This window comes from Proteus sp. G2609 (genome assembly GCF_963896135.1).
Lineage (GTDB): Bacteria > Pseudomonadota > Gammaproteobacteria > Enterobacterales > Enterobacteriaceae > Proteus > Proteus mirabilis.
In genome coordinates this window covers 61,466-82,500 of record NZ_CAWQNB010000002.1, presented here as the reverse complement: position 1 = coordinate 82,500, position 21,035 = coordinate 61,466, and the positions used below count along the sequence as shown (strand labels likewise).

The 21,035-nt window shown below is 40.2% G+C and carries 20 protein-coding genes and 1 rRNA gene (1 of these 21 cut by a window edge); 3 read left to right on the top strand and 18 right to left on the bottom strand.

Annotated elements, in window-relative coordinates; translation table 11 throughout:
- The 5 genes from AACV01_RS00430 to pepQ form a co-directional block, all read right to left on the bottom strand.
- Positions 1-349: ribosomal RNA gene (locus AACV01_RS00430) — 16S ribosomal RNA — on the bottom strand (it extends 1,194 nt beyond the left edge of the window).
- A gap of 418 nt (positions 350-767) precedes the next feature.
- A complete protein-coding gene (hemG, locus tag AACV01_RS00425) occupies positions 768-1,298 on the bottom strand; it encodes a menaquinone-dependent protoporphyrinogen IX dehydrogenase (RefSeq protein WP_004246101.1) in 531 nt (176 codons plus the stop codon).
- A 20-nt stretch (positions 1,299-1,318) separates the two neighbouring features.
- The gene (trkH, locus tag AACV01_RS00420) at positions 1,319-2,770 is read right to left on the bottom strand and encodes a Trk system potassium transporter TrkH (RefSeq protein ID WP_004252906.1); all 1,452 of its coding nucleotides are present in this window, start codon (positions 2,768-2,770) and stop codon (positions 1,319-1,321) included.
- A gap of 25 nt (positions 2,771-2,795) precedes the next feature.
- Entirely contained in the window at positions 2,796-3,416 is a 621-nt protein-coding gene (locus tag AACV01_RS00415) for an IMPACT family protein (protein WP_004249519.1), read from the bottom strand.
- Positions 3,416-4,750 (bottom strand): Xaa-Pro dipeptidase, encoded by a 1,335-nt coding sequence (gene pepQ / locus AACV01_RS00410; protein ID WP_161680102.1) that lies wholly within the window; start codon positions 4,748-4,750, stop codon positions 3,416-3,418. Before pepQ ends, AACV01_RS00415 begins: the two co-directional genes overlap by 1 nt.
- Positions 4,751-5,038: 288 nt before the next feature.
- Between pepQ and fadB the strand changes: the two genes are divergently transcribed.
- Positions 5,039-7,219 (top strand): fatty acid oxidation complex subunit alpha FadB, encoded by a 2,181-nt coding sequence (fadB, locus tag AACV01_RS00405; RefSeq protein WP_004246105.1) that lies wholly within the window; start codon positions 5,039-5,041, stop codon positions 7,217-7,219.
- Positions 7,220-7,230: 11 nt separating this feature from the next.
- Positions 7,231-8,394 carry an acetyl-CoA C-acyltransferase FadA gene (fadA, locus tag AACV01_RS00400; protein ID WP_004246106.1) on the top strand — a complete coding sequence of 388 codons (1,164 nt, stop codon included), beginning with the start codon at positions 7,231-7,233 and terminating at the stop codon, positions 8,392-8,394.
- 133 nt (positions 8,395-8,527) lie between these two features.
- Here the strand turns inward: fadA and fre are convergent, their stop codons facing one another.
- From fre to pepE, 3 genes are all read right to left on the bottom strand, one after another.
- Complete coding sequence (gene fre / locus AACV01_RS00395; protein ID WP_004246107.1) at positions 8,528-9,229, bottom strand: NAD(P)H-flavin reductase; 702 nt, start codon at positions 9,227-9,229, stop codon at positions 8,528-8,530.
- Positions 9,230-9,244: 15 nt separating this feature from the next.
- Positions 9,245-10,714 (bottom strand): 4-hydroxy-3-polyprenylbenzoate decarboxylase, encoded by a 1,470-nt coding sequence (ubiD, locus tag AACV01_RS00390; RefSeq protein ID WP_012368791.1) that lies wholly within the window; start codon positions 10,712-10,714, stop codon positions 9,245-9,247.
- 119 nt (positions 10,715-10,833) lie between these two features.
- Positions 10,834-11,559, bottom strand: coding sequence for a dipeptidase PepE (gene pepE / locus AACV01_RS00385; protein WP_004246111.1), 726 nt, complete (start codon positions 11,557-11,559; stop codon positions 10,834-10,836).
- Between the two features lie 284 nt (positions 11,560-11,843).
- Between pepE and rfaH the strand changes: the two genes are divergently transcribed.
- Entirely contained in the window at positions 11,844-12,344 is a 501-nt protein-coding gene (gene rfaH / locus AACV01_RS00380; RefSeq protein WP_004246114.1) for a transcription/translation regulatory transformer protein RfaH, read from the top strand.
- 62 nt (positions 12,345-12,406) lie between these two features.
- Here rfaH and tatC read toward each other — a convergent pair whose 3' ends face one another.
- The 10 genes from tatC to udp form a co-directional block, all read right to left on the bottom strand.
- Positions 12,407-13,192 (bottom strand): Sec-independent protein translocase subunit TatC, encoded by a 786-nt coding sequence (gene tatC / locus AACV01_RS00375; protein ID WP_004246116.1) that lies wholly within the window; start codon positions 13,190-13,192, stop codon positions 12,407-12,409.
- Between the two features lie 3 nt (positions 13,193-13,195).
- Positions 13,196-13,726, bottom strand: a complete 531-nt coding sequence (gene tatB, locus AACV01_RS00370) for a Sec-independent protein translocase protein TatB (protein WP_004249526.1) — start codon at positions 13,724-13,726, stop codon at positions 13,196-13,198.
- Positions 13,727-13,729: 3 nt separating this feature from the next.
- Positions 13,730-13,996: a Sec-independent protein translocase subunit TatA gene (gene tatA / locus AACV01_RS00365; RefSeq protein WP_004246118.1), complete on the bottom strand. Its 267-nt coding sequence runs from the start codon at positions 13,994-13,996 to the stop codon at positions 13,730-13,732.
- 125 nt (positions 13,997-14,121) lie between these two features.
- Positions 14,122-15,759: a ubiquinone biosynthesis regulatory protein kinase UbiB gene (ubiB, locus tag AACV01_RS00360; protein ID WP_004246119.1), complete on the bottom strand. Its 1,638-nt coding sequence runs from the start codon at positions 15,757-15,759 to the stop codon at positions 14,122-14,124.
- Complete coding sequence (locus tag AACV01_RS00355; protein WP_004246120.1) at positions 15,759-16,400, bottom strand: ubiquinone biosynthesis accessory factor UbiJ; 642 nt, start codon at positions 16,398-16,400, stop codon at positions 15,759-15,761. The genes ubiB and AACV01_RS00355 overlap by 1 nt, the downstream gene beginning before the upstream one ends.
- Before the next feature lies 1 nt (position 16,401).
- On the bottom strand, positions 16,402-17,157 hold the full coding sequence (gene ubiE / locus AACV01_RS00350) for a bifunctional demethylmenaquinone methyltransferase/2-methoxy-6-polyprenyl-1,4-benzoquinol methylase UbiE (protein ID WP_004246121.1): 756 nt from the start codon (positions 17,155-17,157) through the stop codon (positions 16,402-16,404).
- 81 nt (positions 17,158-17,238) lie between these two features.
- On the bottom strand, positions 17,239-18,579 hold the full coding sequence (gene rmuC / locus AACV01_RS00345; protein WP_065424077.1) for a DNA recombination protein RmuC: 1,341 nt from the start codon (positions 18,577-18,579) through the stop codon (positions 17,239-17,241).
- Between the two features lie 102 nt (positions 18,580-18,681).
- The gene (locus AACV01_RS00340) at positions 18,682-19,212 is read right to left on the bottom strand and encodes a DedA family protein (protein WP_004246124.1); all 531 of its coding nucleotides are present in this window, start codon (positions 19,210-19,212) and stop codon (positions 18,682-18,684) included.
- Between the two features lie 71 nt (positions 19,213-19,283).
- On the bottom strand, positions 19,284-20,066 hold the full coding sequence (locus AACV01_RS00335) for a tyrosine-protein phosphatase (RefSeq protein ID WP_004249528.1): 783 nt from the start codon (positions 20,064-20,066) through the stop codon (positions 19,284-19,286).
- A 149-nt stretch (positions 20,067-20,215) separates the two neighbouring features.
- A complete protein-coding gene (gene udp, locus AACV01_RS00330; protein WP_004246127.1) occupies positions 20,216-20,974 on the bottom strand; it encodes a uridine phosphorylase in 759 nt (252 codons plus the stop codon).
- Positions 20,975-21,035 lie beyond the last annotated feature (61 nt).

Here is a 21,035-nt window from a genome sequence, read left to right as displayed (position 1 = left end):
TCCCGTAGGAGTCTGGGCCGTGTCTCAGTCCCAGTGTGGCTGATCATCCTCTCAGACCAGCTAGAGATCGTCGCCTAGGTGAGCCTTTACCCCACCTACTAGCTAATCCCATATGGGTTCATCCGATAGTGCAAGGTCCGAAGAGCCCCTGCTTTGGTCCGTAGACATTATGCGGTATTAGCCACCGTTTCCAGTAGTTATCCCCCTCTATCGGGCAGATCCCCATACATTACTCACCCGTCCGCCGCTCGTCAGCAAGAAAGCAAGCTTTCTCCTGTTACCGCTCGACTTGCATGTGTTAGGCCTGCCGCCAGCGTTCAATCTGAGCCATGATCAAACTCTTCAATTAAAAGTGTTTGATGCTCAAAGAAATCGAAAACTTAGCTTATTCATTATATGAATTAACTTGTTAGTCACTCTTCAAGACTTGATACATCTAATTTTTTAGAAGATATCGTCTCTGCGAGTGCCCACACAGATTGTCTGATAATTTGTTAAAGAGCAGTGCAACTGTCGCTGCCGTTTCCGGCCTTCTGCGTTGTTGCGAGGAGGCGTATATTACGCTATTCCTCTGAAGAGTCAAGAGTTTTTTCAAACTTTTTTCTTTTCTCTTCCCTTTCCGTCGTTGCTGTTGTCAGCTCATCGTCGGTCAGTGGGTGCGCATTATAGGGGCTTCTCAGATTAGCGCAAGTGTTTTTTGAAAAAAATTCACCGTTCGATTAAAACCCCAACAATACGTACAAAAAACAGGTCACAACGAACAGATATCACTCAATTTTGGAAAATTTTGTCGCAAATTCGCTAACTTTATTCCAATCAGTATATTCGATTTCTTTTGTTGGATCGGTTTCACCCTTAGTCATCTTCATAATAAGCTGGATCATCACTCTATCAATCCATTTATAACGTGGGTAAAGAAGCGCGCCTGCAAAAACACCTGTTAATCTAGGCTTCCATGGAGTCTTATCTAAAAACTTACGCATATAAGCATTGGTTTCTGGCGTACTCTTTTCAGCTTTTCTTGCCGTAAGGTTCACCCCAAAAAAGGCGGATGGCATACTATTTAATTGAGAAAGGTGTTGGGTAATAAATTTATCCAGTACTTTATTAAAATAGCCATATCTAATTGATGCCCCAACTAACACTTTATTATAAGCAGATAAATTAAGGCTATGGTGAACAGCAGTTAAATCTCTTACATCACATTCATAGCCCTGTTGTCTTAGTTCATTAGCTATGTGCGTCATTATTTTTTTAGTTTGACCATCTGTACTGCAGTACAGCAACAGCGCGCTCATACATCACTCCTTGTTTTTGGTTAATCACGCCAAAATGTTGGTGTAAATAAAACCAATAATGTGAAAACTTCTAATCGGCCAAATAACATGGTGACAACAAGTATCCACTTAGCGGCTGGATTCATTGTTGTAAAGTTATCAGCAACAATACCTAATCCTGGACCCAAATTATTAAGTGTTGTAGCAATAGCAGAAAAAGCAGAAAACTCATCAACGCCTGTCGCTATTAATAGCATCAAGCTAATAATAAATACTAAAGCATATGCTGAGAAAAAGCCCCAAACCGCTTCTATAATACGCTCTGGTAATGCTCGATGTCCTAGTTTAATCGTATAAACCGCATTAGGGTGTACAAGACGTTTTAATTCACGAGAGCCTTGTAAAAATAGCAGTAAGATGCGGATTACTTTTAATCCCCCCCCCGTTGAACCAGCACAGCCCCCGATAAAGGCAGAGCACAACAGTAACAGAGGTAAAAAAGTTGGCCATTGGGCAAAACTATCTGTTGCAAACCCTGCGGTTGTTGCCATTGAAACAACTTGGAAAAAAGCTTGATTAATTGTTGTCCATCCAGAGTCATATACCGAATAGAGCCATAGAATAAGGCTACAAATAATCACTAATCCGAGCTGTATAAAGATAAACATGCGAAATTCAGGATCACGCCAATAAATATTGAGGCTTCGCCCTGTTAAAACCGAAAAGTGTAAAGCAAAGTTACACCCTGAAATTAATAGAAAAACACCAATAATGACGTTAATTGTTGGACTATTAAAATAGCCAATGCTTGCATCATGGGTAGAAAATCCACCGATTGCAATGGTAGAAAAACTATGCGAGATAGCATCAAACACGTCCATACCCGCAATCCACAACGCAAGGGCACAAATAATAGTGAGTAAGACATAAATCAGCCACAATGCTTTCGCAGTTTCTGCGATCCTTGGGCGCATTTTATTGTCTTTCAAAGGCCCCGGCATTTCTGCCCGATAAAGCTGCATTCCCCCAACGCCTAACAGTGGAAGAATTGCCACCGCTAATACGATGATCCCCATTCCCCCTAACCATTGCAGCATTTGGCGATAAAATAAAATCGCTTTAGGTAAGCTATCCAACCCAACAAGTGTCGTAGCCCCTGTGGTTGTTAATCCGGAAAAAGATTCAAAAAAGGCATCGGTAATCGATAGATGAGGTTGTTCCGAAAAAATAAAAGGCAATGCCCCTACGCTGCCTAACACAGTCCAAAATAAAACCACAATAAGAAAACCTTCTTTGGGTTTTAGATCACTTTTATTGTTTCGATTGGGGATCCACAACATTAGCCCAATAATAAGAGCGACAATAAATGTCTGACTAAATGCTCGTCCTGCACCATCCCGATAGATCAACGCAACGATACCGGGGATGATCATCGTGACAGAGAATAAAATAACAAGTAGCCCAACAATTCGGGTTATTGAACGAAAATGCATTTAGCGATTTCCTTGGTAGCAACGATTATTCATTCGGTTCTAAACATATTAATTGCATACTGCCACGACTGATATCGCGTAGTTTACTTTCAACTTTTTCACTCTCTACTGCTGGCAATGATAGTTCAAAAGTGACTTTATCAGTATATTCACTAGAGAGGATCTTCCCTTGATATTCTGCAATAACTTGCTCAAGTAATGACACTAAGGAATATTCACACTCCACAAGAAATCGGCGCTGAGGTACTTTGGTTTTCGTTGGCAAAAGTTTTAATGCCTGCTGTACCCCATTGCCATAAGCACGAACTAATCCGCCAGTGCCTAATTTGATCCCGCCGAAATAACGTACCACAACCGCAGTCACCTCTCCCATACCACTCCCTAACAGGGGTGCTAGAATAGGTTTTCCCGCCGTACCTGTTGGTTCACCATCATCAGAAAATCCTAACTGTTGTGAATCATCAGGTCTTCCAGCAACAAATGCCCAACAATGATGCCGAGCATCGGGAAACTGCGCTTTAATTGATTGGATATACGCTTTGGCAGCCTCAATCCCTTCAGTATGAGCAATAAATGTAATAAAACGGCTCTTCTTTATTTCTTCACTGAATTCTACCGTTTCAGCGGGGATCAAATAAGCTTTCATCAGGCTAAATGTAAGTCTCTTGTCATATTTTCAATTTTGTTATCGTGGATAATAATATTATCTTCAATACGAATGCCACCAAAAGGCTTGAAGTGTTCAATCAAATGCCAATCAAAATGACTACGATATTTCCCTTCACGCCAAGGTGCTAATAATGAATCAATAAAATAGAATCCTGGCTCAATGGTAAGTACCATTCCCGGCTCTACAATACGTGTACAACGTAAGAAAGGATACATGGCTGGCGCAGCTAAATGAGTCCCTTTATCATCCTGCATAAATCCACCCGCATCATGAACTTGTAAACCTAGCGCATGGCCTAATCCATGTGGTAAGAAGGGAGTTGTTAATCCTTCACTCACCATCTCTTCTTCGCTAATTCCCTTAACAATACCGTATTTATGTAATAATCCGGCAATACGTTGATGCATTTGAATATGATATTCGCTGTAGCGTACTCCCGCTTTCATTGTCGCTATCAATGCCTGTTGCGCATCATTCATATCTTTGACTAAAGCAGTAAATTCATGATTTTCTTTCGCTGAATAAGTACGCGTAATATCCGCAGCATACCCATTATACTCTGCTCCTGCATCAATGAGGAAACTACGATATTCATCTGGCGATTGATGATCTAATTTGGTGTAATGCAAAACAGCAGCATGTTCATTTAATGCAACAATATTGCCATAAGGTACATCTGTGTCCCGATGTCCTGTTGCCATTAAATAAGCCATATTAATATCAAATTCACTTAACTCAGCTTGGAATGCCTCACGAGCGGCGATATGTCCATTGACTGCCATTTTCTGCGCTTCGCGCATACATGCCAGTTCATAACCCGTTTTATAAGCACGATAATAATGATAATAATTAAGAAGAGATTGGTTATTAACATTATCAAGACTGACACCTAATGAATCAGCCCGTTGTGTATTTGGCCCAATATAAGCAGTATTTTTATTAATAAAAGGTGCTAGCTCTTTTTGAATATCATCGACATTTTTTAAATGGATCAGCTCAATTTCATGGGTCCAATAGCTACTTGGTAAAGCTTCAACACTATGCCAATAATCAACAGGTGAATAGAACCAGAGTTTTGGTTTATTGACACCATCAACCAATAACCAACAATGTGGCACATCAGTTACTGGCACCCCCGCTTTAAAGTGTGCATTCACTTTAAAAGGGTAATCACTATCATCAAGGAAAACACCAATAGGTTCACCAGAGTGAATCAAGACATTATCAAGGTGGTGTCTAGATAAAGCATCACGAGTACGATTTTGTAGTGTTTTGATATGTTCTTGATACAGAGAAAGCAATTTTTCCATTACTAATCACCTATCTTTATTTATTGTTAATTATTCAGCTTAACACGCCAACTCTTTTACAGGGTAACACCATAGCAAAAATAGCTTACCATGACTTATTACTATGTTTTTACGATCCTTAATTATGCTGATTTATTCATTTAAACCAATCATATAAAAATCAATATATTAGATAATTTCATTGTGATCAGCCCTACATTTCCTTAATCAAATATTTGCAATTAATTAACATTGTATTCACACTCTAACTATCTGGTCATACCAGTTTATACTTTAGGGAGAATACAAATGCTCTATCAAAGCGAAAATATTCAAGCCGATTGGGTGAAGCAAGGTATTGTTGAGCTCGTTTTCAATGCTAGCGGTTCTATTAATAAATTAGATACAAAAACGGTGGCAATGTTAAGCGAAGCGTTAACAGTATTAGAAAACACATCTGATCTAAAAGGGGTTATTTTACGTTCAGAAAAACCCGCCTTTATTGTTGGTGCCGATATTACCGAATTTTTATCACTTTTTGATGCACCCGTTGAAGAACTGACACAATGGCTACATTTTGCTAATCATATTTTCAATCGATTAGAAGATCTCCCCGTTCCTACAGTTTCTGCCATTAATGGCTACGCCCTAGGCGGTGGCTGTGAATGTGTATTAGCAACGGATTTTCGTATTGCATCACCGGATTTACGCATTGGTTTACCCGAAACAAAACTTGGTATTATGCCGGGTTTTGGTGGCTCTGTTCGGCTACCTCGCCTTATTGGCGTTGATAATGCCTTAGAAATTATTACCGCAGGTAAAGATATTAATGCCGAAACGGCACTTAAGAATGGCTTAATTCAAGCTATTGTCCCTGTTGATAAGCTAAAAGAAAGTGCCATTTCACTGATAGAGCAAGCCATTGATGGCAAATTTGACTGGCAAGCTGCTCGTCAACCTAAAACTGTGGCGTTAAGATTAACGGAACTTGAACATAAAATGTCATTTGCTGTGGCAAAAGGCATGGTGATGAAAGTCGCAGGCCCTCATTATCCAGCCCCAATGACCGCCGTTAATACGATAGAAAAAGCCGCATTTCTAGATAGAAAAGCGGCACTTGAATTGGAAACAGAAAACTTTGTCAAACTGACCCGCACCGATGTTGCCAAAGCATTAGTGGGTATTTTCCTTAATGATCAATATGTGAAAGGTATTACTAAAAAACGTCATGCTAGCTTGCCAAAACAAGCGGCAGTATTAGGCGCGGGGATCATGGGTGGCGGAATTGCCTATCAATCTGCACTAAAAGGCATTCCTGTTACCATGAAAGATATTAATGCCAACTCCCTTGAATTGGGTATGACAGAAGCACTCAGTCTGCTACAAAAACGTCAAGAAAAAGGACGTATGAGTGCCGTTGATATGGCAAAAACCCTCGCCTCTATTCATCCTACCCTAAACTATGCCAGTGTAGCTGATGCACAAATTGTGGTCGAAGCGGTGGTTGAAAACCCTAAAGTAAAAGCCTCTGTACTTGCTGAAACCGAAGCGCTCCTTGCTGATCATGCTGTACTTGCTTCGAATACCTCAACAATCCCCATTTCGCTACTTGCCAAATCACTAACACGCCCTGAAAATTTCTGTGGAATGCACTTCTTTAATCCCGTTCACCGCATGCCTTTAGTTGAGATCATTAAAGGTGAAAAAACCAGCGAAGAGACGATTAATCGCATTGTCAGTTATGCTAGCAAAATGGGTAAAACGCCAATCATTGTTAATGACTGCCCGGGGTTCTTTGTCAATCGCGTGCTCTTCCCTTATTTCGCCGGATTTTCTCTTTTATTAAGAGATGGTGCTGATTTTATTGCTGTAGATAAAGTGATGGAAAAAGCCTTTGGCTGGCCAATGGGTCCGGCTTATTTACTGGATGTTGTCGGTATCGATACAGCGAATCATGCTCAAGCAGTGATGGCTCAAGGTTTCCCAGACAGAATGGGCAGTATTGATAAAGATGTTATTGCGCTTTTATATCAGCAACAACGCTATGGTCAAAAAAATAATCATGGTTTCTATGACTACACTATTGATAAGCGTGGTAAAAAACAAAAGCAGGTAGATAACGATATTCACAGCCTTATTGAACATCATGTCGGTAAAAAACAGGAATTTAACCAAGACACTATTATTGCTCGTATGATGATCCCAATGATCAATGAAGTTATTCGTTGCTTAGATGAAGGCATTATCGCCTCACCTGCAGAAGCCGATATTGCATTAGTATATGGTTTAGGCTTCCCTCCTTTCCGTGGTGGTGTCTTCCGTTACCTCGATACCATTGGATTAGCACAATTTGTTGCAAATGCAGAGCAATACTCAGAATTAGGGCCACTTTACCAAATTCCTGAGAGCTTAAAACAAAAAGCATTACGTAACGAAACCTACTATCCAAAGCCTGCAAAAGTAGATGTTAACATCAGAGAACTCGCTTAAGGGGAGAAGAAATGGAAAAGGTTGTCATAATTGATGGTGTTCGCACCCCAATGGGACGTTCAAAAGGCGGGGCATTTCGCCATGTAAGAGCTGAAAATCTCTCTGCGCAATTAATGCAAGCTTTGCTTAAGCGTAACCCTGATATTGATCCCAATGATATTGGCGATGTGATTTGGGGCTGTGTGCAACAAACTTTAGAGCAAGGCTTTAATATTGCACGTAATGCCGCACTATTAGCAGAATTACCACATAAAGTTCCGGCAGTAACCGTCAATCGTTTATGTGGCTCTTCGATGCAAGCCTTGCATGATGGTGCTCGCCAAATTATGTTAGGAGAGAGCCAAGTTGCTTTAATTGGTGGCGTTGAACATATGGGTCATGTACCGATGACCTATAATGCTGACTTTAACCCAGCATTAAATCTTTCTGTGGCAAAGGCCTCATTCTCAATGGGGTTAACTGCAGAAATGTTAGCAAAATCATTTCAAATATCTCGCGAAGAACAAGACAAATTTGCCTATCGCTCACACCATTTAGCCGCCCTTGCGACCCAAAAAGGCTATTTTGACAACGAACTTGTTGCCATTAATGGTCATGATGCAGCAGGAGATTTTATACGCGTCAGCACGGATGAGGTTATCCGTTATAACCCAAGCCTTGATGAATTAGCACAACTTAGACCCGTGTTTGATCCCGCCACGGGCTCCGTCACTGCGGGGAATTCATCGGCCGTCTCTGATGGGGCATCCGCGATGTTTATCACGAGCGAAAGTTATGCTAAGCAACATCATTTAAAACCCCGTGCAATTATTCGTTCGATGGCGGTAACAGGTTGTGATCCGGCAATCATGGGATATGGTCCCGTTCCTGCCACTGAAATAGCGCTAAAGAAAGCAGGGTTAACCCTCAGTGATATTGATATCTTTGAACTTAACGAAGCCTTTGCAGCGCAATCCTTAGCTTGCATGAAAAAAATGAATTTACTCGATAGCATTGATGACAAAATCAATCTTAATGGTGGTGCTATTGCACTTGGGCATCCATTAGGTTGTTCTGGTGCCAGAATAACCACCACGCTATTAAATATTATGGAGCGTAAAGATGCACAATTAGGATTAGCGACAATGTGTATTGGATTAGGCCAAGGGATAGCAACCATTATTGAGCGAGTTTAATCAAGATGATTTTTCATTTTGAGTAATATCACTTGGTTGACATGTTTGATTGCTTGGTTTTTTAACCATTTTCCCGCCGTCAGGGGCGGGTTTTTTTATGGTTTTTTTATGGTTTTTTTATCGTTATTGCTTATTAAATAAACTCAAAAGCATCACTAAATAAGCGTTCTCTATCAGCATTACGCTCATTACAAAAACGATCTCGCGCTATTTTAGCCATTTCAAAACGTCCTGCGATATAAATATCATAGGATGATAAATCGCCAAAATCTTCACTAATTGCCGTTAATACAGTCCCTTTTCTACCACGCCAAGCATCATCAGGTTGTTCAACAACAGGTACGACTGATAATGAGGGATACTTTTCCGTTAAATCTTGCAACTCATTAAGATCATAAAGATGTACCTGCTCTCGTCCTCCCCAATAAAGCGTTATCGCACGTTGAGGATTTTCTTGTAATGCCGCTAGCAAGATAGAGTGAGTATAAGAAAATCCTGTTCCTCCTGCGATAAGCAACAAAGGACGTTGGCTCTGTTGTCTAAACCACGCATTACCATGGGGAATATCAATCTTTAATTGTTGAGTTTCTAAAATAAGATCGAGCACAGCCATTGCGTAAAGATTCAGATCTGACGCGCCAATATGAAGCTCAATAAAGTCTTTATTTTCGGGAATAGAGGCAATAGAGAATGGGCGCTTATCTCGCTCATCCATAACCGCTAAAAGGTATTGTCCAGCCTGAAAATCAAATGGGCCATCAGGTAATAATCTTACCCGATACACCGTATCTGTTATCGGCTCAACGAGTGAGACTTTACAGTTCAGTATCGCCATGTTGTTCCTCTATTATTATTTAACAATATCGAGCTGTTCCCAAATAGTATCGACCCGCTGTTTTATTTCATCCGTCATTACGATAGGTCGCCCCCACTCTCTCTCTGTTTCACCGGGCCATTTATTGGTCGCATCTAACCCCATTTTGGAGCCTAAACCTGAAACAGGTGAAGCAAAATCAAGATAATCAATTGGCGTATTTTCCATCATAATGGTATCTCTTGCGGGATCCATTCTAGTTGTGATAGCCCAAATCACATCTTTCCAATCTCTTGCATTCACATCATCATCGCAAACAATCACAAATTTAGTATACATAAATTGTCGCAAATAAGACCAAACTCCCATCATTACGCGTTTAGCGTGACCAGCATACTGCTTTTTCATGGTCACAACCGCTAAACGATAAGAGCAACCTTCAGGAGGTAAATAAAAATCGACAATCTCAGGAAATTGTTTTTGTAATATCGGTACTAATACTTCATTAAGCGCAACGCCTAATACTGCCGGCTCATCCGGTGGGCGCCCTGTATAAGTAGAGTGATAGATAGCATCTTTACGACGTGTTAGATGTGTTATGGTAAATACTGGAAAAGAGTCAATCTCATTATAATAACCAGTATGATCACCATATGGCCCTTCTGGTGCAAGCTCACCGGGTTCGATATACCCTTCAAGAATAATTTCGGCACTTGCCGGGACTTCCAAGTCATTGGAAAGGCATTTAACGACTTCTGTTTTATTACCTCGCAATAATCCAGCAAAGGCATATTCAGATAATGTATCTGGTACTGGCGTTACGGCACCTAAAATTGTCGCAGGATCAGCCCCTAATGCAACAGAAACGGGAAAGCGTTCTCCTGGGTGTTTTTGACACCATTCTTGGAAATCTAACGCGCCACCGCGATGAGATAGCCAACGCATAATCACTTTATTTTTACCAAGCACTTGTTGGCGATAAATACCTAAATTCTGACGCTCTTTAAATGGCCCTCGCGTTACTGTAAGTCCCCATGTAATCAAAGGTGCTGCATCTTCAGGCCAACAATGCATCACGGGGATCTTAGTTAAATCAACATCATCGCCAGTTAACACAACCTCCTGACAAGGGGCTTTGCTCAGGCGCTTAGTTGGCATATTTAAAACTTGCTTAAATTTAGGTAACTTATCAAAAAGATCACGAAATCCTTTCGGAGGATCAGGCTCTTTTAAAAATGCTAATAGCTTACCCACTTCATGTAAGGCTTTAACATCATCTTGCCCCATCCCCATAGCAACACGCTCAGGTGTACCAAATAAATTACATAGCACTGGCATATCAAACCCTTTAGGATTTTCAAATAACAGTGCAGGCCCACCAGCACGTAATGTTCTGTCCGCTATTTCGGTCATTTCAAGGTAGGGATCTATTTCAAAGGTGATGCGTTTTAATTCACCTTTTTCTTCGAGTAATGAAAGGAAATCTCTTAAATCGCGGTATTTCATCATAATCTTACGAGCCAGTGAGTGAGAGAAAAGAGGGCAAAGCCCTCTTTGAAACACTATAAGCTAAACGCATAACTCACTAAAAAGCAATGCCTTTTATATGAGATTGCAAATTATTATTATAAACAGCGAAATGGAACCCATTTTGCCAACATTTTTGTATCAAACTGTTCTGGAAAAGTTTTTCCATGTTGGAAAATTTTAAAGCCTTCATTTTTAGCGCTGTAATAACGTAACTCTTCCCCCTGAATATATAAGTAACTACCTTCACGAATGGCAACCACTATCTCGTCTGGGTTCATCGCACAAAACTCCGCAATACGCTCATCTCGAGTTTCGCCCATATGTCCACTAATGGTGGCATCAATATAGTGCGGGTTAATTTGTACAGGAAATAATCCCAGTGAAGGCATAACAACAGAACAGCGCACAGGCATATCATTTGTAGTACGGATAGTCGGAGTGGCAACATTACAACCCGCACTCCAACCGATATAAGGGATATTACGTTCACGAACTGCACGCTGGATAGGAACCACTAATCCTTTCTCATGCAGCATTTGGTTTAATAACCACGTATTCCCCCCACTAACTAAAATACACTCAGCATTGTTAATGGCTTCCACTTCTGAATCAAAATGTTCAATACAAGTCACTTCAATACCTAATACTTCTGATAATTCACGAGCACGTTGGTCGTGATCAGAACGAATAACCGCATATGCAATAAGCACGGCAGAACGAATACCACGCTTTTTAATCATGCTGTCGATATTATCTTTGGCGTAACTTAACCATTGTGGGTCCCCGGCAATCTTCCCATTACTCAATAAAAAAACTTCCATTTGAAAACCTCTTTATAATTATGGATCAGGATCTAAGATAATTATCTTGGGAGTTTTTTCTTGTTTTTGCCATCATTTTTTTGTCAACTTGTTACCTCTATCTGAGATAAGATTGAAACTTCTCAAAACCACTGCATTTATTGCGTCTGAACACGGTTTCAGTGATCATTTTCTAGTATAAAATTGCATTTCACTTGTTACATTTACCGACAGATTACTGTTACCTTTATCATAAATTTGCTATTATCCTCCTAATTAGAATCAACTAACCCTTTGTCTCTATTATGAAAAACTGGCACCTTCTGTATTGTAAACGCGGACAAATCGCTCGGGCGATCGAACACTTAGAACGTCAGCAGGTGATCTGCTTTACGCCGATGGTGACAATAGAAAAGTTAATAAGAAATAAAAGAACTTTGGTCACCGAGCCTTTGTTCCCGAATTATCTATTTATTCAATTTGATCCAGAGGTCATTCATACCACTACGATAAATTCTACCCGTGGTGTTAATGCCTTTGTGCGCTTTGGACGCTATCCTGTCACAGTGCCACAAGAGGTTATAGATACCTTACAATCGCCGACACCGTCTTCGGTTATCTACAGTGAAGAAAATGTGCCGCATAGTGGTGATTATGTATTAATTACGGAAGGTGTTTTTCAGGGGATCAAAGCGATATACCAAGAGCCAGACGGCGAAACTCGCTCTATTTTGCTATTAAAAATATTAAATAATGAAGTGAAAAAATCCGTTGATAATAAAGAGTTTAAAAAAGAGCCTTTCTAAAAAGTTAACCCAGCCTTAGCTGGGTTAATAAATTATGTTTTTAGAAAACTCACTTCCTAAAATTATTTCTGCTGTTCTGTTGCTTGCGCCTCAGCCTCTTCAGCTTCTTCTTCTGGTGTTTTTCTTCTGCCATTATTGACATAAAAACGGGACACCAAGACACCAATCTCAAACAATAAATACATCGGTATTGCTAATAATGTTTGAGAAAAAACATCGGGTGGCGTTAATACCATGCCAATAACAAAAGCACCCACTAAGATATAAGGACGTTTTTTCTTTAATGCATCAGGTGTTGTGACACCACTCCAACACAGCAAGATGATCGCAATAGGAACTTCAAATGCGGCCCCAAACGCCATAAACAGCGTCATTACGAAACTTAAATACTTACTGATATCTGGAATAAAGTTAACCCCTTCTGGGGTAGTATTCACAAAGAAACCAAATGCAAGTGGAAACACAACAAAATACGCAAACGCCATACCGAGATAAAATAATACGGTACTTGAAACCAGTAACGGTAACATTAAGCGGCGTTCATGTTTATACAGTGCTGGTGCGATAAAAGCCCATACCTGATAAAGGATCACAGGAACAGAAGCAAAAACGGATACCATAATAGTCAATTTAATTGGCGTCAAAAAAGTAGAGGCAACATCAGTCGCACTCATATTTGACCCCTGCGGCAACTTATCAAGTAAAGGTGCCGAGATTAATTGATAGATATCGTTAGAAAAATAAACCAAAGCCAGAAAAACCACTAGAACTGAAACTAAGCTGTACATTAGACGCTTACGCAGTTCTATTAAATGGCTGATCAGCGGTTGGGTATCATTTACTGCCATGTTTTAGTGCTCACCATTTGCCTGATCAGTTGTTTTCTTCTCTACTGTTACTGTTTTGGTAACAGGAACATCTGGCTTAATAACATGTTCTGTATTTTCAGTTACCGTTTTGGAACTGTGTTGAACATCGTCATTCGCTTCATTCGCTTCAGCCAGTGCCGCTAAATCAGAAGGCGTAGGTTCCGTAGAGTCGGTTTTTACAGACTGCTCTGTCTCTGTAGATCCTGGCGTTGTAGGTGCTTGATAAGTTTCTTTTAAAGACTGTGCAGCCTCTTTTAACTCATCCATCGACGCTTTTAGCTCAGGGGATAATGTTTGCAAATTCGCTTTCTCTTCCACTTTCTTCAGGCTCTCTTGAAGCTCTTGAAGTTTTAGTTCTTGAGTTAGCTCATTTTGCACATTCGCCGCCAAAGAGCGTAATGCCCTTACCCAGCCAGCAATTGTTTTTACTGCTACGGGCAATCGTTCTGGCCCCAGAAAAACAAGACCTATCACCATGACCAATAGCAGCTGACTAAAACCAATGTCAAACACGGTTTACACCTGCTCTTTATTTTTGCTCTCAGTGGTTGACTTCTCTTCTGTCGAAGTCTTCTGCGCTAAATTTTTAGTATCAAAATCTGCGTCGTTCGTGGTTTTTTCTGCGTTGTTGGTCTCTTTTTGGTTTTCGTCACCCATCGCTTTTTTAAAGCCTTTGACTGAAGCACCCAAATCTGAGCCTAAAGTGCGCAGTTTATTAGTACCAAATAATAAGACTACGATGACAGCGATGATGAGTAATTGCCAAATGCTAATACCGCCCATTTTATGTTCCTCAACTATTTTAGGAGTTATACTTTACAACAGTGCCCATTATATACATCGAATTCAATTTTCGGGAATCTCGAATTCATATTATAAATTGTTCAAAGACAAACTTTGATGTGTTTTTATTGTGCATTACCTGATTTAAACCAGCCCCAAATCCATGCGAGAAGGCCTAAACTGATAAAAACACTAAATAATGTTTTAAAACCAGAAACAAAAAACAGGCTACCGCATAAAAATAGCGTTGTTCCCATACCCAATAAAAAATAGGACTGTCTTTGTTTGACTCTCTGTGAACTTATTTGTTCCGTCAATTTTTCTAGCGTTAACTTCATATTTTTGTGTTGTTTCAGGCTATCATAAACCAATTCAGGCAATTCAGGCATCTTTTCAATCCAGTAAGGCGCCTTACTTTTGATACCATTTACCAACGCAGTAATACCAATTTGACTATGTAGCCAATCTTCTAAGAAAGGTTTTGCGGTTTTCCAAAGATCAAGCTGTGGATAAAGCTGACGACCTAAGCCTTCAACATACAACAAAGTTTTTTGCAGTAAAACCAATTGCGGTTGTACTTCCATATTAAAACGACGAGCCGTATTAAAAAGATTCAGTAGCACATGCCCAAAAGAAATTTCTGACAAGGGTTTTTCAAAGATTGGCTCACACACTGTGCGAATAGCAAACTCAAAATCTTCTACATTGGTATCAGCAGGTACCCAACCAGAATCAACGTGTAACTCAGCCACACGACGATAGTCACGATTAAAGAATGCTAAGAAGTTTTCCGCTAAATAACGTTTATCTTCTTTATTCAGTGAGCCGACAATACCACAGTCAATGCCAATATAGTATGGATTTTCCGGATGATCATAACTGATAAATACATTACCCGGATGCATATCTGCATGGAAGAAACTGTCTCTAAATACTTGAGTAAAAAAGACTTTAACCCCACGCTCTGCCAATAGCTTCATATTGGTATTTTGGGCATTTAACGCATCAATATCTGAAACAGGAATACCATAAATACGCTCCATCACCATTACATTTTCATGGCAATAATCCGAATACACTTCCGGAATATAAAGCATAGAGCTATTTTCAAAGTTACGACGCAATTGAATGGCATTTGCCGCTTCACGTAATAGGTTTAGCTCATCAAGTAATGTTTTTTCATATTCGCGGATCACTTCTTTAGGCCGTAACCGACGCCCATCGGGTAAAAATGGCAATAAATTCGCTAACCGATACATCAAACGAATATCCGCTTTAATAACAGGCTGAATATCAGGACGGATCACCTTTAATACCACTTCTTTACCATTTTCTTTCAATGTAGCGGTATGGACTTGTGCAATTGACGCAGAAGCAAGAGGTGTTTCGTCAAAATCATCAAACCATTTATCGATAGGGCCACCAAATGATTTTTCAATATATTGTCGCGCTTTTTTACCATCAAAAGGAGCTACTTTATCTTGCAGTAACGCCAACTGATCAGCGATATGAGGAGGAAAAAGATCACGTCGAGTCGATAACATTTGACCCAGTTTTATCCAAACAGGCCCTAATGTTTGTAATGCAAGTCGTAAGCGCTCACCTAATGGTTTATCGGCATGCTGATTTTTGATCCAAAATAGTGCTCGGCACCCCAATCTTGCAGGCAAGGTAATTCGATGTTTAGGAATTAGCTCATCAAGCCCATAAGATAAGAAGACTTTAATAATATGATAAAGGCGCTTTAACTCACTGAGGAGCATTATTTTTTCTCCAAGGTGCTTAACCGTTTTTCTAACTCGGCTGTTTGCTGTGCCAGTTGTTCTATTTCATCATAAAAATGGACAGTCTCTAATGTTGAGGGGGCGGTTTTCCACTCTTCAATCAAAGCGTCTCTTAAATAAGCTTTTTGTCGGCCAAATAGTGTAGTGAATAATTTGAGCCCTTTACTTGCTGCAAGCGATAATCCTTCTGCAGCCAAATCACCAATATAAGGCGCTAAATATTGCGCAGGCTCCCAGGGTGCCATATCCAGCAAGGCAGACCAGTTTTGTACCACCTGCATATCGCCTTCAATGGTAATATCACCACGATTAATTAATTCAGACAACTTTTGTCGGTCAGTGAGTTTAATTAAGGTTAATAATTTAGTTTTTATCGTGCAATCAGTCTCATCATTCCATTGAGTTAACACATCAACTTGCTGTTCGCTGAAAATTAAATAGATAGATTGAGGAAACTCATTAATAGAAAGCGCCAAGACTTTGCCCGCAAGGCGATTGCGGGCAGGTTTAAGCACATTTTCCTGATATAAAACATGATTAAGTGCCGTTTCCATCGATGCAGTTATCAGTGGATAGAGCACTTGAGAAGCAATATCATGAGAAAAAGTGGCTTTTTCCATCTTAGAATTTAAACCCTTTGTGTAATGCAACTATACCTCCAGTCATATTGGTATAGGAAACCTGATCAAACCCAGCTTCTTCCATCATTCCTTTTAATGTTTCTTGGTCTGGGTGCATGCGAATGGATTCGGTTAAATAGCGATAGCTATCTGCATCATTCACAATCACTTGACCAATTCTTGGTAATATATGGAAAGAGTAAGCATCATAAATCTTACTTAGCGGATCAAGAACGGGTTTAGAGAATTCAAGGACTAATAGACGTCCACCGGGTTTTAGCACACGGAACATAGAACGTAACGCTTTGGCTTTATCAGTCACATTACGTAAACCGAACGAGATAGTGATACAGTCAAAGTAATCATCAGGGAATGGCAGCTCTTCTGCATTCGCTTGTACATAACTGACATTACCAACAATACCGTGATCACGCAGTTTCTCACGTCCCATTTTTAACATGGAGTCATTGATATCAGCTAAAACCACTTCACCATTCTCTCCTACTAAACGAGAGAATTTTGCCGTTAAATCGCCGGTTCCACCTGCCAAGTCAAGTACACGTTGATTACGTCTTACACCACTTGCCTCAATGGTATAGCGTTTCCAGACACGATGGATGCCAAAAGACATTAAGTCATTCATTAAATCGTATTTAGATGCAACAGAGTGAAAAACCTTGGCCACCATGGTTTGTTTTTCATCTTTGTCAACGGTTTGGAAACCAAAATCTGTTGTTTCCTTAGATTGTTGAGTCATATTATTTGCCCGCTAATTAATCAAAATTTAGTAAATTCAGTACATTTCTTGCCCGGAAACCGCTATTTTTATTTATGTAAATCAATCAGAAGCTGATTTTTCAACCAGATCATTATCAATGGTCTTTTTTATCTCAACCCCTAAGGATTTAAAGCCTTCTGCTTGGCTGATAAGGTTTCCACGACCTTCAGAGAGTTTTTTCATCGCTAATAGATAGCCCGATTGCGCTTTTTGAATGCTATTACCTAGCCCTTGCATATCATCAACGAAAAGTCTTAATTTGTCATACATTTTAGCCGCTCTATCAGCAATTTCTTGCGCATTTTGGCTTTGGTATTCATAACGCCACAATGCGGCTATTGTACGCAAAGCAACAAGTAAAGTAGATGGCCCAACCAACATTATATTATTTTTCAATGCTTCTTCTAATAAATCTGGAGAATGACCAATAGCAACGAGGTAAGCAGGCTCTATCGGTATAAACATTAAAACGTAGTCTAACGAAGTCACTCCCGGTAGCTTATGATAATCTTTGAGACTTAAGCCTTTAATGTGCGCTCTGATAGAGTTCACATGAGCATGCAGCGCTTGTTTTTGTTCATTTTCATCACTGCTATTAAAGTATCTTTCATAAGCAATCAGCGACATTTTAGCATCAATAATCACATCTCGACGATGAGGTAAATGCACAATCACATCGGGTTGATAACGACTGCCATTTTCATGGCGAATACTGACTTGAGTTTCAAACTCGTGCCCTTCGCGTAAACCAGATGACTCTAAGATCCGCGCTAATACCGTTTCTCCCCAGTTGCCTTGGATTTTATTATCCCCTTTTAAGGCATTAGTCAGATTAACGGCTTCTTGCGCCATTTTGACATTGAGTTGTTGCAGTTGGCGAATTTCATGTACCAGTGTATGCCTTTCTCGCGCTTCTTGTCCAAAACCTTCTTGTACCTGCCGACGAAAACTCTCTAGTTGCTCTCGAAATGGAGAAAGGAGATGGGTTAAACCTTGACGATTAAGCTCTTGCGCTTTACGTCCACTTTGCTCAAAAATGCGGTTAGCCAGATTTTCAAACTGAGTGGTTAGTCGTTGTTCACTATTAAGCAGTAAACGCTGTTTCTCTTCAGCGGATATTCGGCTCTCTTCCCAACGCGTGGTCACTTCCCTTAATTCGGCCTCTTGAGAAGTAATTATTTCACGTTGTGCACGTAACTCTTGCTCTAAGTGCGCTATCTGTTGTTGTAAAGAAGGGATCACCAATGCTTTTTGTTGTGCAACCGCAAGCTGAGTATAATTTTCACGTAATAGGTTTTCTTTTTCGGCTAAGCGTTGTTGGATAAGCCACCAAACGGCGATCCCCCCCACCAAAACACCGCCTAATAAACCAATGATCCCGTATAACAACTGAATATCCACTCAAGTAACCTTTTTATTTTCTAGCGGGCTACGTTAAAACGCATCAGTAACATTGTCTAGCAACAATTTACATCATACGCTGATTTGCGATAAAGGACGCAATTATCCTATCCATTTCGCCAGCCATTGCAGACCAAACGCCCCTGGTGCCAGAATACCAAATGCCCAGATCATCGCAGAAGCCAAATTCGCCAGCTGAAAATAGCGTTGTGGCATAGCACAAATACCCGCAACTAAAGGCACTATTGCCCGAAAAGGCCCAAAAAATCGCCCAATAAATACCCCCCAAACACCCCAGCGATTAAAAAATTGATGCCCTCTTACCAAGGTCTGCGGTGAGCGAGAAATCGGCCATAAGTTTCTTACCCCTTCTTTATAGTGATAACCCACCCAATAGGAGATCCAATCACCAAAAAAAGCGCCTAGGGCGGCGGCAAGCCAAATTGGCCAAAAGAGTAGACCACTTTCACCTATTAATGCTCCTAGGCCTAATAGGATAACAGTGGCAGGTATTAATAACGAGATAAAGGCAAGTGACTCACCAAATGCGAGTAAGAACACGATAGGCACAGCCCATATTTCGTGCTCTTTTACAAACAGAGTGATGGTATGAATAATGTCTTGTACTGTCACAATAGAGACCTTAAATTCGGTTAATTTCAGTAAAAAAGCACAACATCTTTAACCGAATATAAATCACTTCACTATTCGAGAAAATAGTTTTGTAAGCTTTCTCTACTTTGCGCATCCAAGCCAATATCTTTTTCAAGCCAAGTATCGATATTGCCATAGTGTTGATTAATACTGGCAAGGGCTGTTTGCAGGAACTCTTCTTGTACTGAATAAACATACGCAAATTTATTCACCACATTTTCACTCAGTGTTTTAGCATGCTCTTCTAAAAGATAAGCGCGGAAAGGCGCTAATGTTTCATTGGTGAGTAAGTAATCTTCCATTACCACATCTAATGAGGCCCCTAAGGCAAATAGAACTAAAGCAGAGCCCACCCCCGTTCTATCTTTACCTACTGCACAATGTTGTATGACACCGCCTTTTTCTGGTTGCTTCAACAACGTTGCCAACTGTTTATAAGCCGGATTATTAATAGGTAGTAATTTATATAGCTGAAACATAAATGCTTTAGCATCAAACTGTTCCAGTATTTCTGGGGTGAGTTTTTCAAGGTTAGCTGACACTTCTTTCGATAATGGATTGGCTGGAGCATGGTAATATTGTGCTCCTTCCCATACTCGATCCGGCTTATCAACAATTTCACCTGTGTCACGATAGTCTAAGATTTGAAAAAGATTTTTATCAATAAGAAGCGCTTGATCGGTATCCGTTAATCTATCCAGTGAACCGGAGCGAAAGAGTAAGCCGGGTTTGATAATACCGCCATTACTGAGCTTTTTTCCCCCTAGATCACGAAAGTTAATCCCACCTGTTAAAGGCAACACCGAAGGATGTGTTTGTAAGATATCAGTCATAATGCCTCTTCTCATTGTTGTATTGTTAAGACCATCAAGACCTTAACAGAAATCTATGATGGTTGACATATTAACATGATGAATTACCGCACAAAAAAAGCCTTTAATACACCAATGTATTAAAGGCTTTAGTATTTCATTTAGAAAACTTATTTCATTAAAGTGCGAGCAGCTTCAATCACGATACCTAATGCATTATTTTCAGTTTTCTTCAGTAATTCAGCATCGGGGATCTCTTGTTGAGTACGGTTAACAATAACGCCTGCAACCATACCTGCACGTAAGCCTTGGCTTGCACACATGGTTAATAATGTAGCGGATTCCATTTCATAGTTCATCACACCCATTTCTTGCCACTCTTTCATAGAGCCTTTAAAACGACGAACGACTCGACCAGTATAGGTGTCGTAACGCTCTTGGCCTGGGTAGAAGGTATCAGAAGAGGCTGTAACACCAACGTGAACCGTTGAACCATTGTCTTTAGCCGCTTTATACAGTGCATTCATACATTCAAAGTCAGACACTGCAGGGAATTCCATTGGTGCAAAGTGCAAACTTGCACCATCTAAACGAACCGCTGCTGTGGTTACTAAGATGTCACCAACATTGATGTGCTCTTGAATAGCGCCCGTTGTACCAATACGTAAGAAAGTACGAATACCTAATTGTGCTAATTCTTCCACTGCAATTGAGGTTGATGGACCACCGATCCCTGTAGAACAAACGATCACTGCTTTTCCATCAATTTCACCACGCCATGAGGTGTACTCACGTAAAGAGGCCAGATGAACTGGGTTATCCATTAATTTGGCAATTTTTTCAACACGCTTAGGATCACCTGGAACAATTGCTAAAGTGGCACCCTGTAGGTCATTTTTGGTTAAACCTAAGTGAAATACATCAGACATATCGGACTCCTCAATGGGACAAAACCAATGTTCATTAAATTAAGTGTTACTTTATCAGTTT

What these genes read in the sequence shown, in the direction of transcription:
- hemG (WP_004246101.1), bottom strand. Translation starts at nt 1,298, where the DNA reads ATGAGCGCGCTGTTGCTGTACTGCAGTACAGATGGTCAAACTAAAAAA.
- trkH (WP_004252906.1), bottom strand. Translation starts at nt 2,770, where the DNA reads ATGCATTTTCGTTCAATAACCCGAATTGTTGGGCTACTTGTTATTTTA.
- AACV01_RS00415 (WP_004249519.1), bottom strand. Translation starts at nt 3,416, where the DNA reads ATGAAAGCTTATTTGATCCCCGCTGAAACGGTAGAATTCAGTGAAGAA.
- pepQ (WP_161680102.1), bottom strand. Translation starts at nt 4,750, where the DNA reads ATGGAAAAATTGCTTTCTCTGTATCAAGAACATATCAAAACACTACAA.
- fadB (WP_004246105.1), top strand. Translation starts at nt 5,039, where the DNA reads ATGCTCTATCAAAGCGAAAATATTCAAGCCGATTGGGTGAAGCAAGGT.
- fadA (WP_004246106.1), top strand. Translation starts at nt 7,231, where the DNA reads ATGGAAAAGGTTGTCATAATTGATGGTGTTCGCACCCCAATGGGACGT.
- fre (WP_004246107.1), bottom strand. Translation starts at nt 9,229, where the DNA reads ATGGCGATACTGAACTGTAAAGTCTCACTCGTTGAGCCGATAACAGAT.
- ubiD (WP_012368791.1), bottom strand. Translation starts at nt 10,714, where the DNA reads ATGAAATACCGCGATTTAAGAGATTTCCTTTCATTACTCGAAGAAAAA.
- pepE (WP_004246111.1), bottom strand. Translation starts at nt 11,559, where the DNA reads ATGGAAGTTTTTTTATTGAGTAATGGGAAGATTGCCGGGGACCCACAA.
- rfaH (WP_004246114.1), top strand. Translation starts at nt 11,844, where the DNA reads ATGAAAAACTGGCACCTTCTGTATTGTAAACGCGGACAAATCGCTCGG.
- tatC (WP_004246116.1), bottom strand. Translation starts at nt 13,192, where the DNA reads ATGGCAGTAAATGATACCCAACCGCTGATCAGCCATTTAATAGAACTG.
- tatA (WP_004246118.1), bottom strand. Translation starts at nt 13,996, where the DNA reads ATGGGCGGTATTAGCATTTGGCAATTACTCATCATCGCTGTCATCGTA.
- ubiB (WP_004246119.1), bottom strand. Translation starts at nt 15,759, where the DNA reads ATGCTCCTCAGTGAGTTAAAGCGCCTTTATCATATTATTAAAGTCTTC.
- AACV01_RS00355 (WP_004246120.1), bottom strand. Translation starts at nt 16,400, where the DNA reads ATGGAAAAAGCCACTTTTTCTCATGATATTGCTTCTCAAGTGCTCTAT.
- ubiE (WP_004246121.1), bottom strand. Translation starts at nt 17,157, where the DNA reads ATGACTCAACAATCTAAGGAAACAACAGATTTTGGTTTCCAAACCGTT.
- AACV01_RS00335 (WP_004249528.1), bottom strand. Translation starts at nt 20,066, where the DNA reads ATGACTGATATCTTACAAACACATCCTTCGGTGTTGCCTTTAACAGGT.
- udp (WP_004246127.1), bottom strand. Translation starts at nt 20,974, where the DNA reads ATGTCTGATGTATTTCACTTAGGTTTAACCAAAAATGACCTACAGGGT.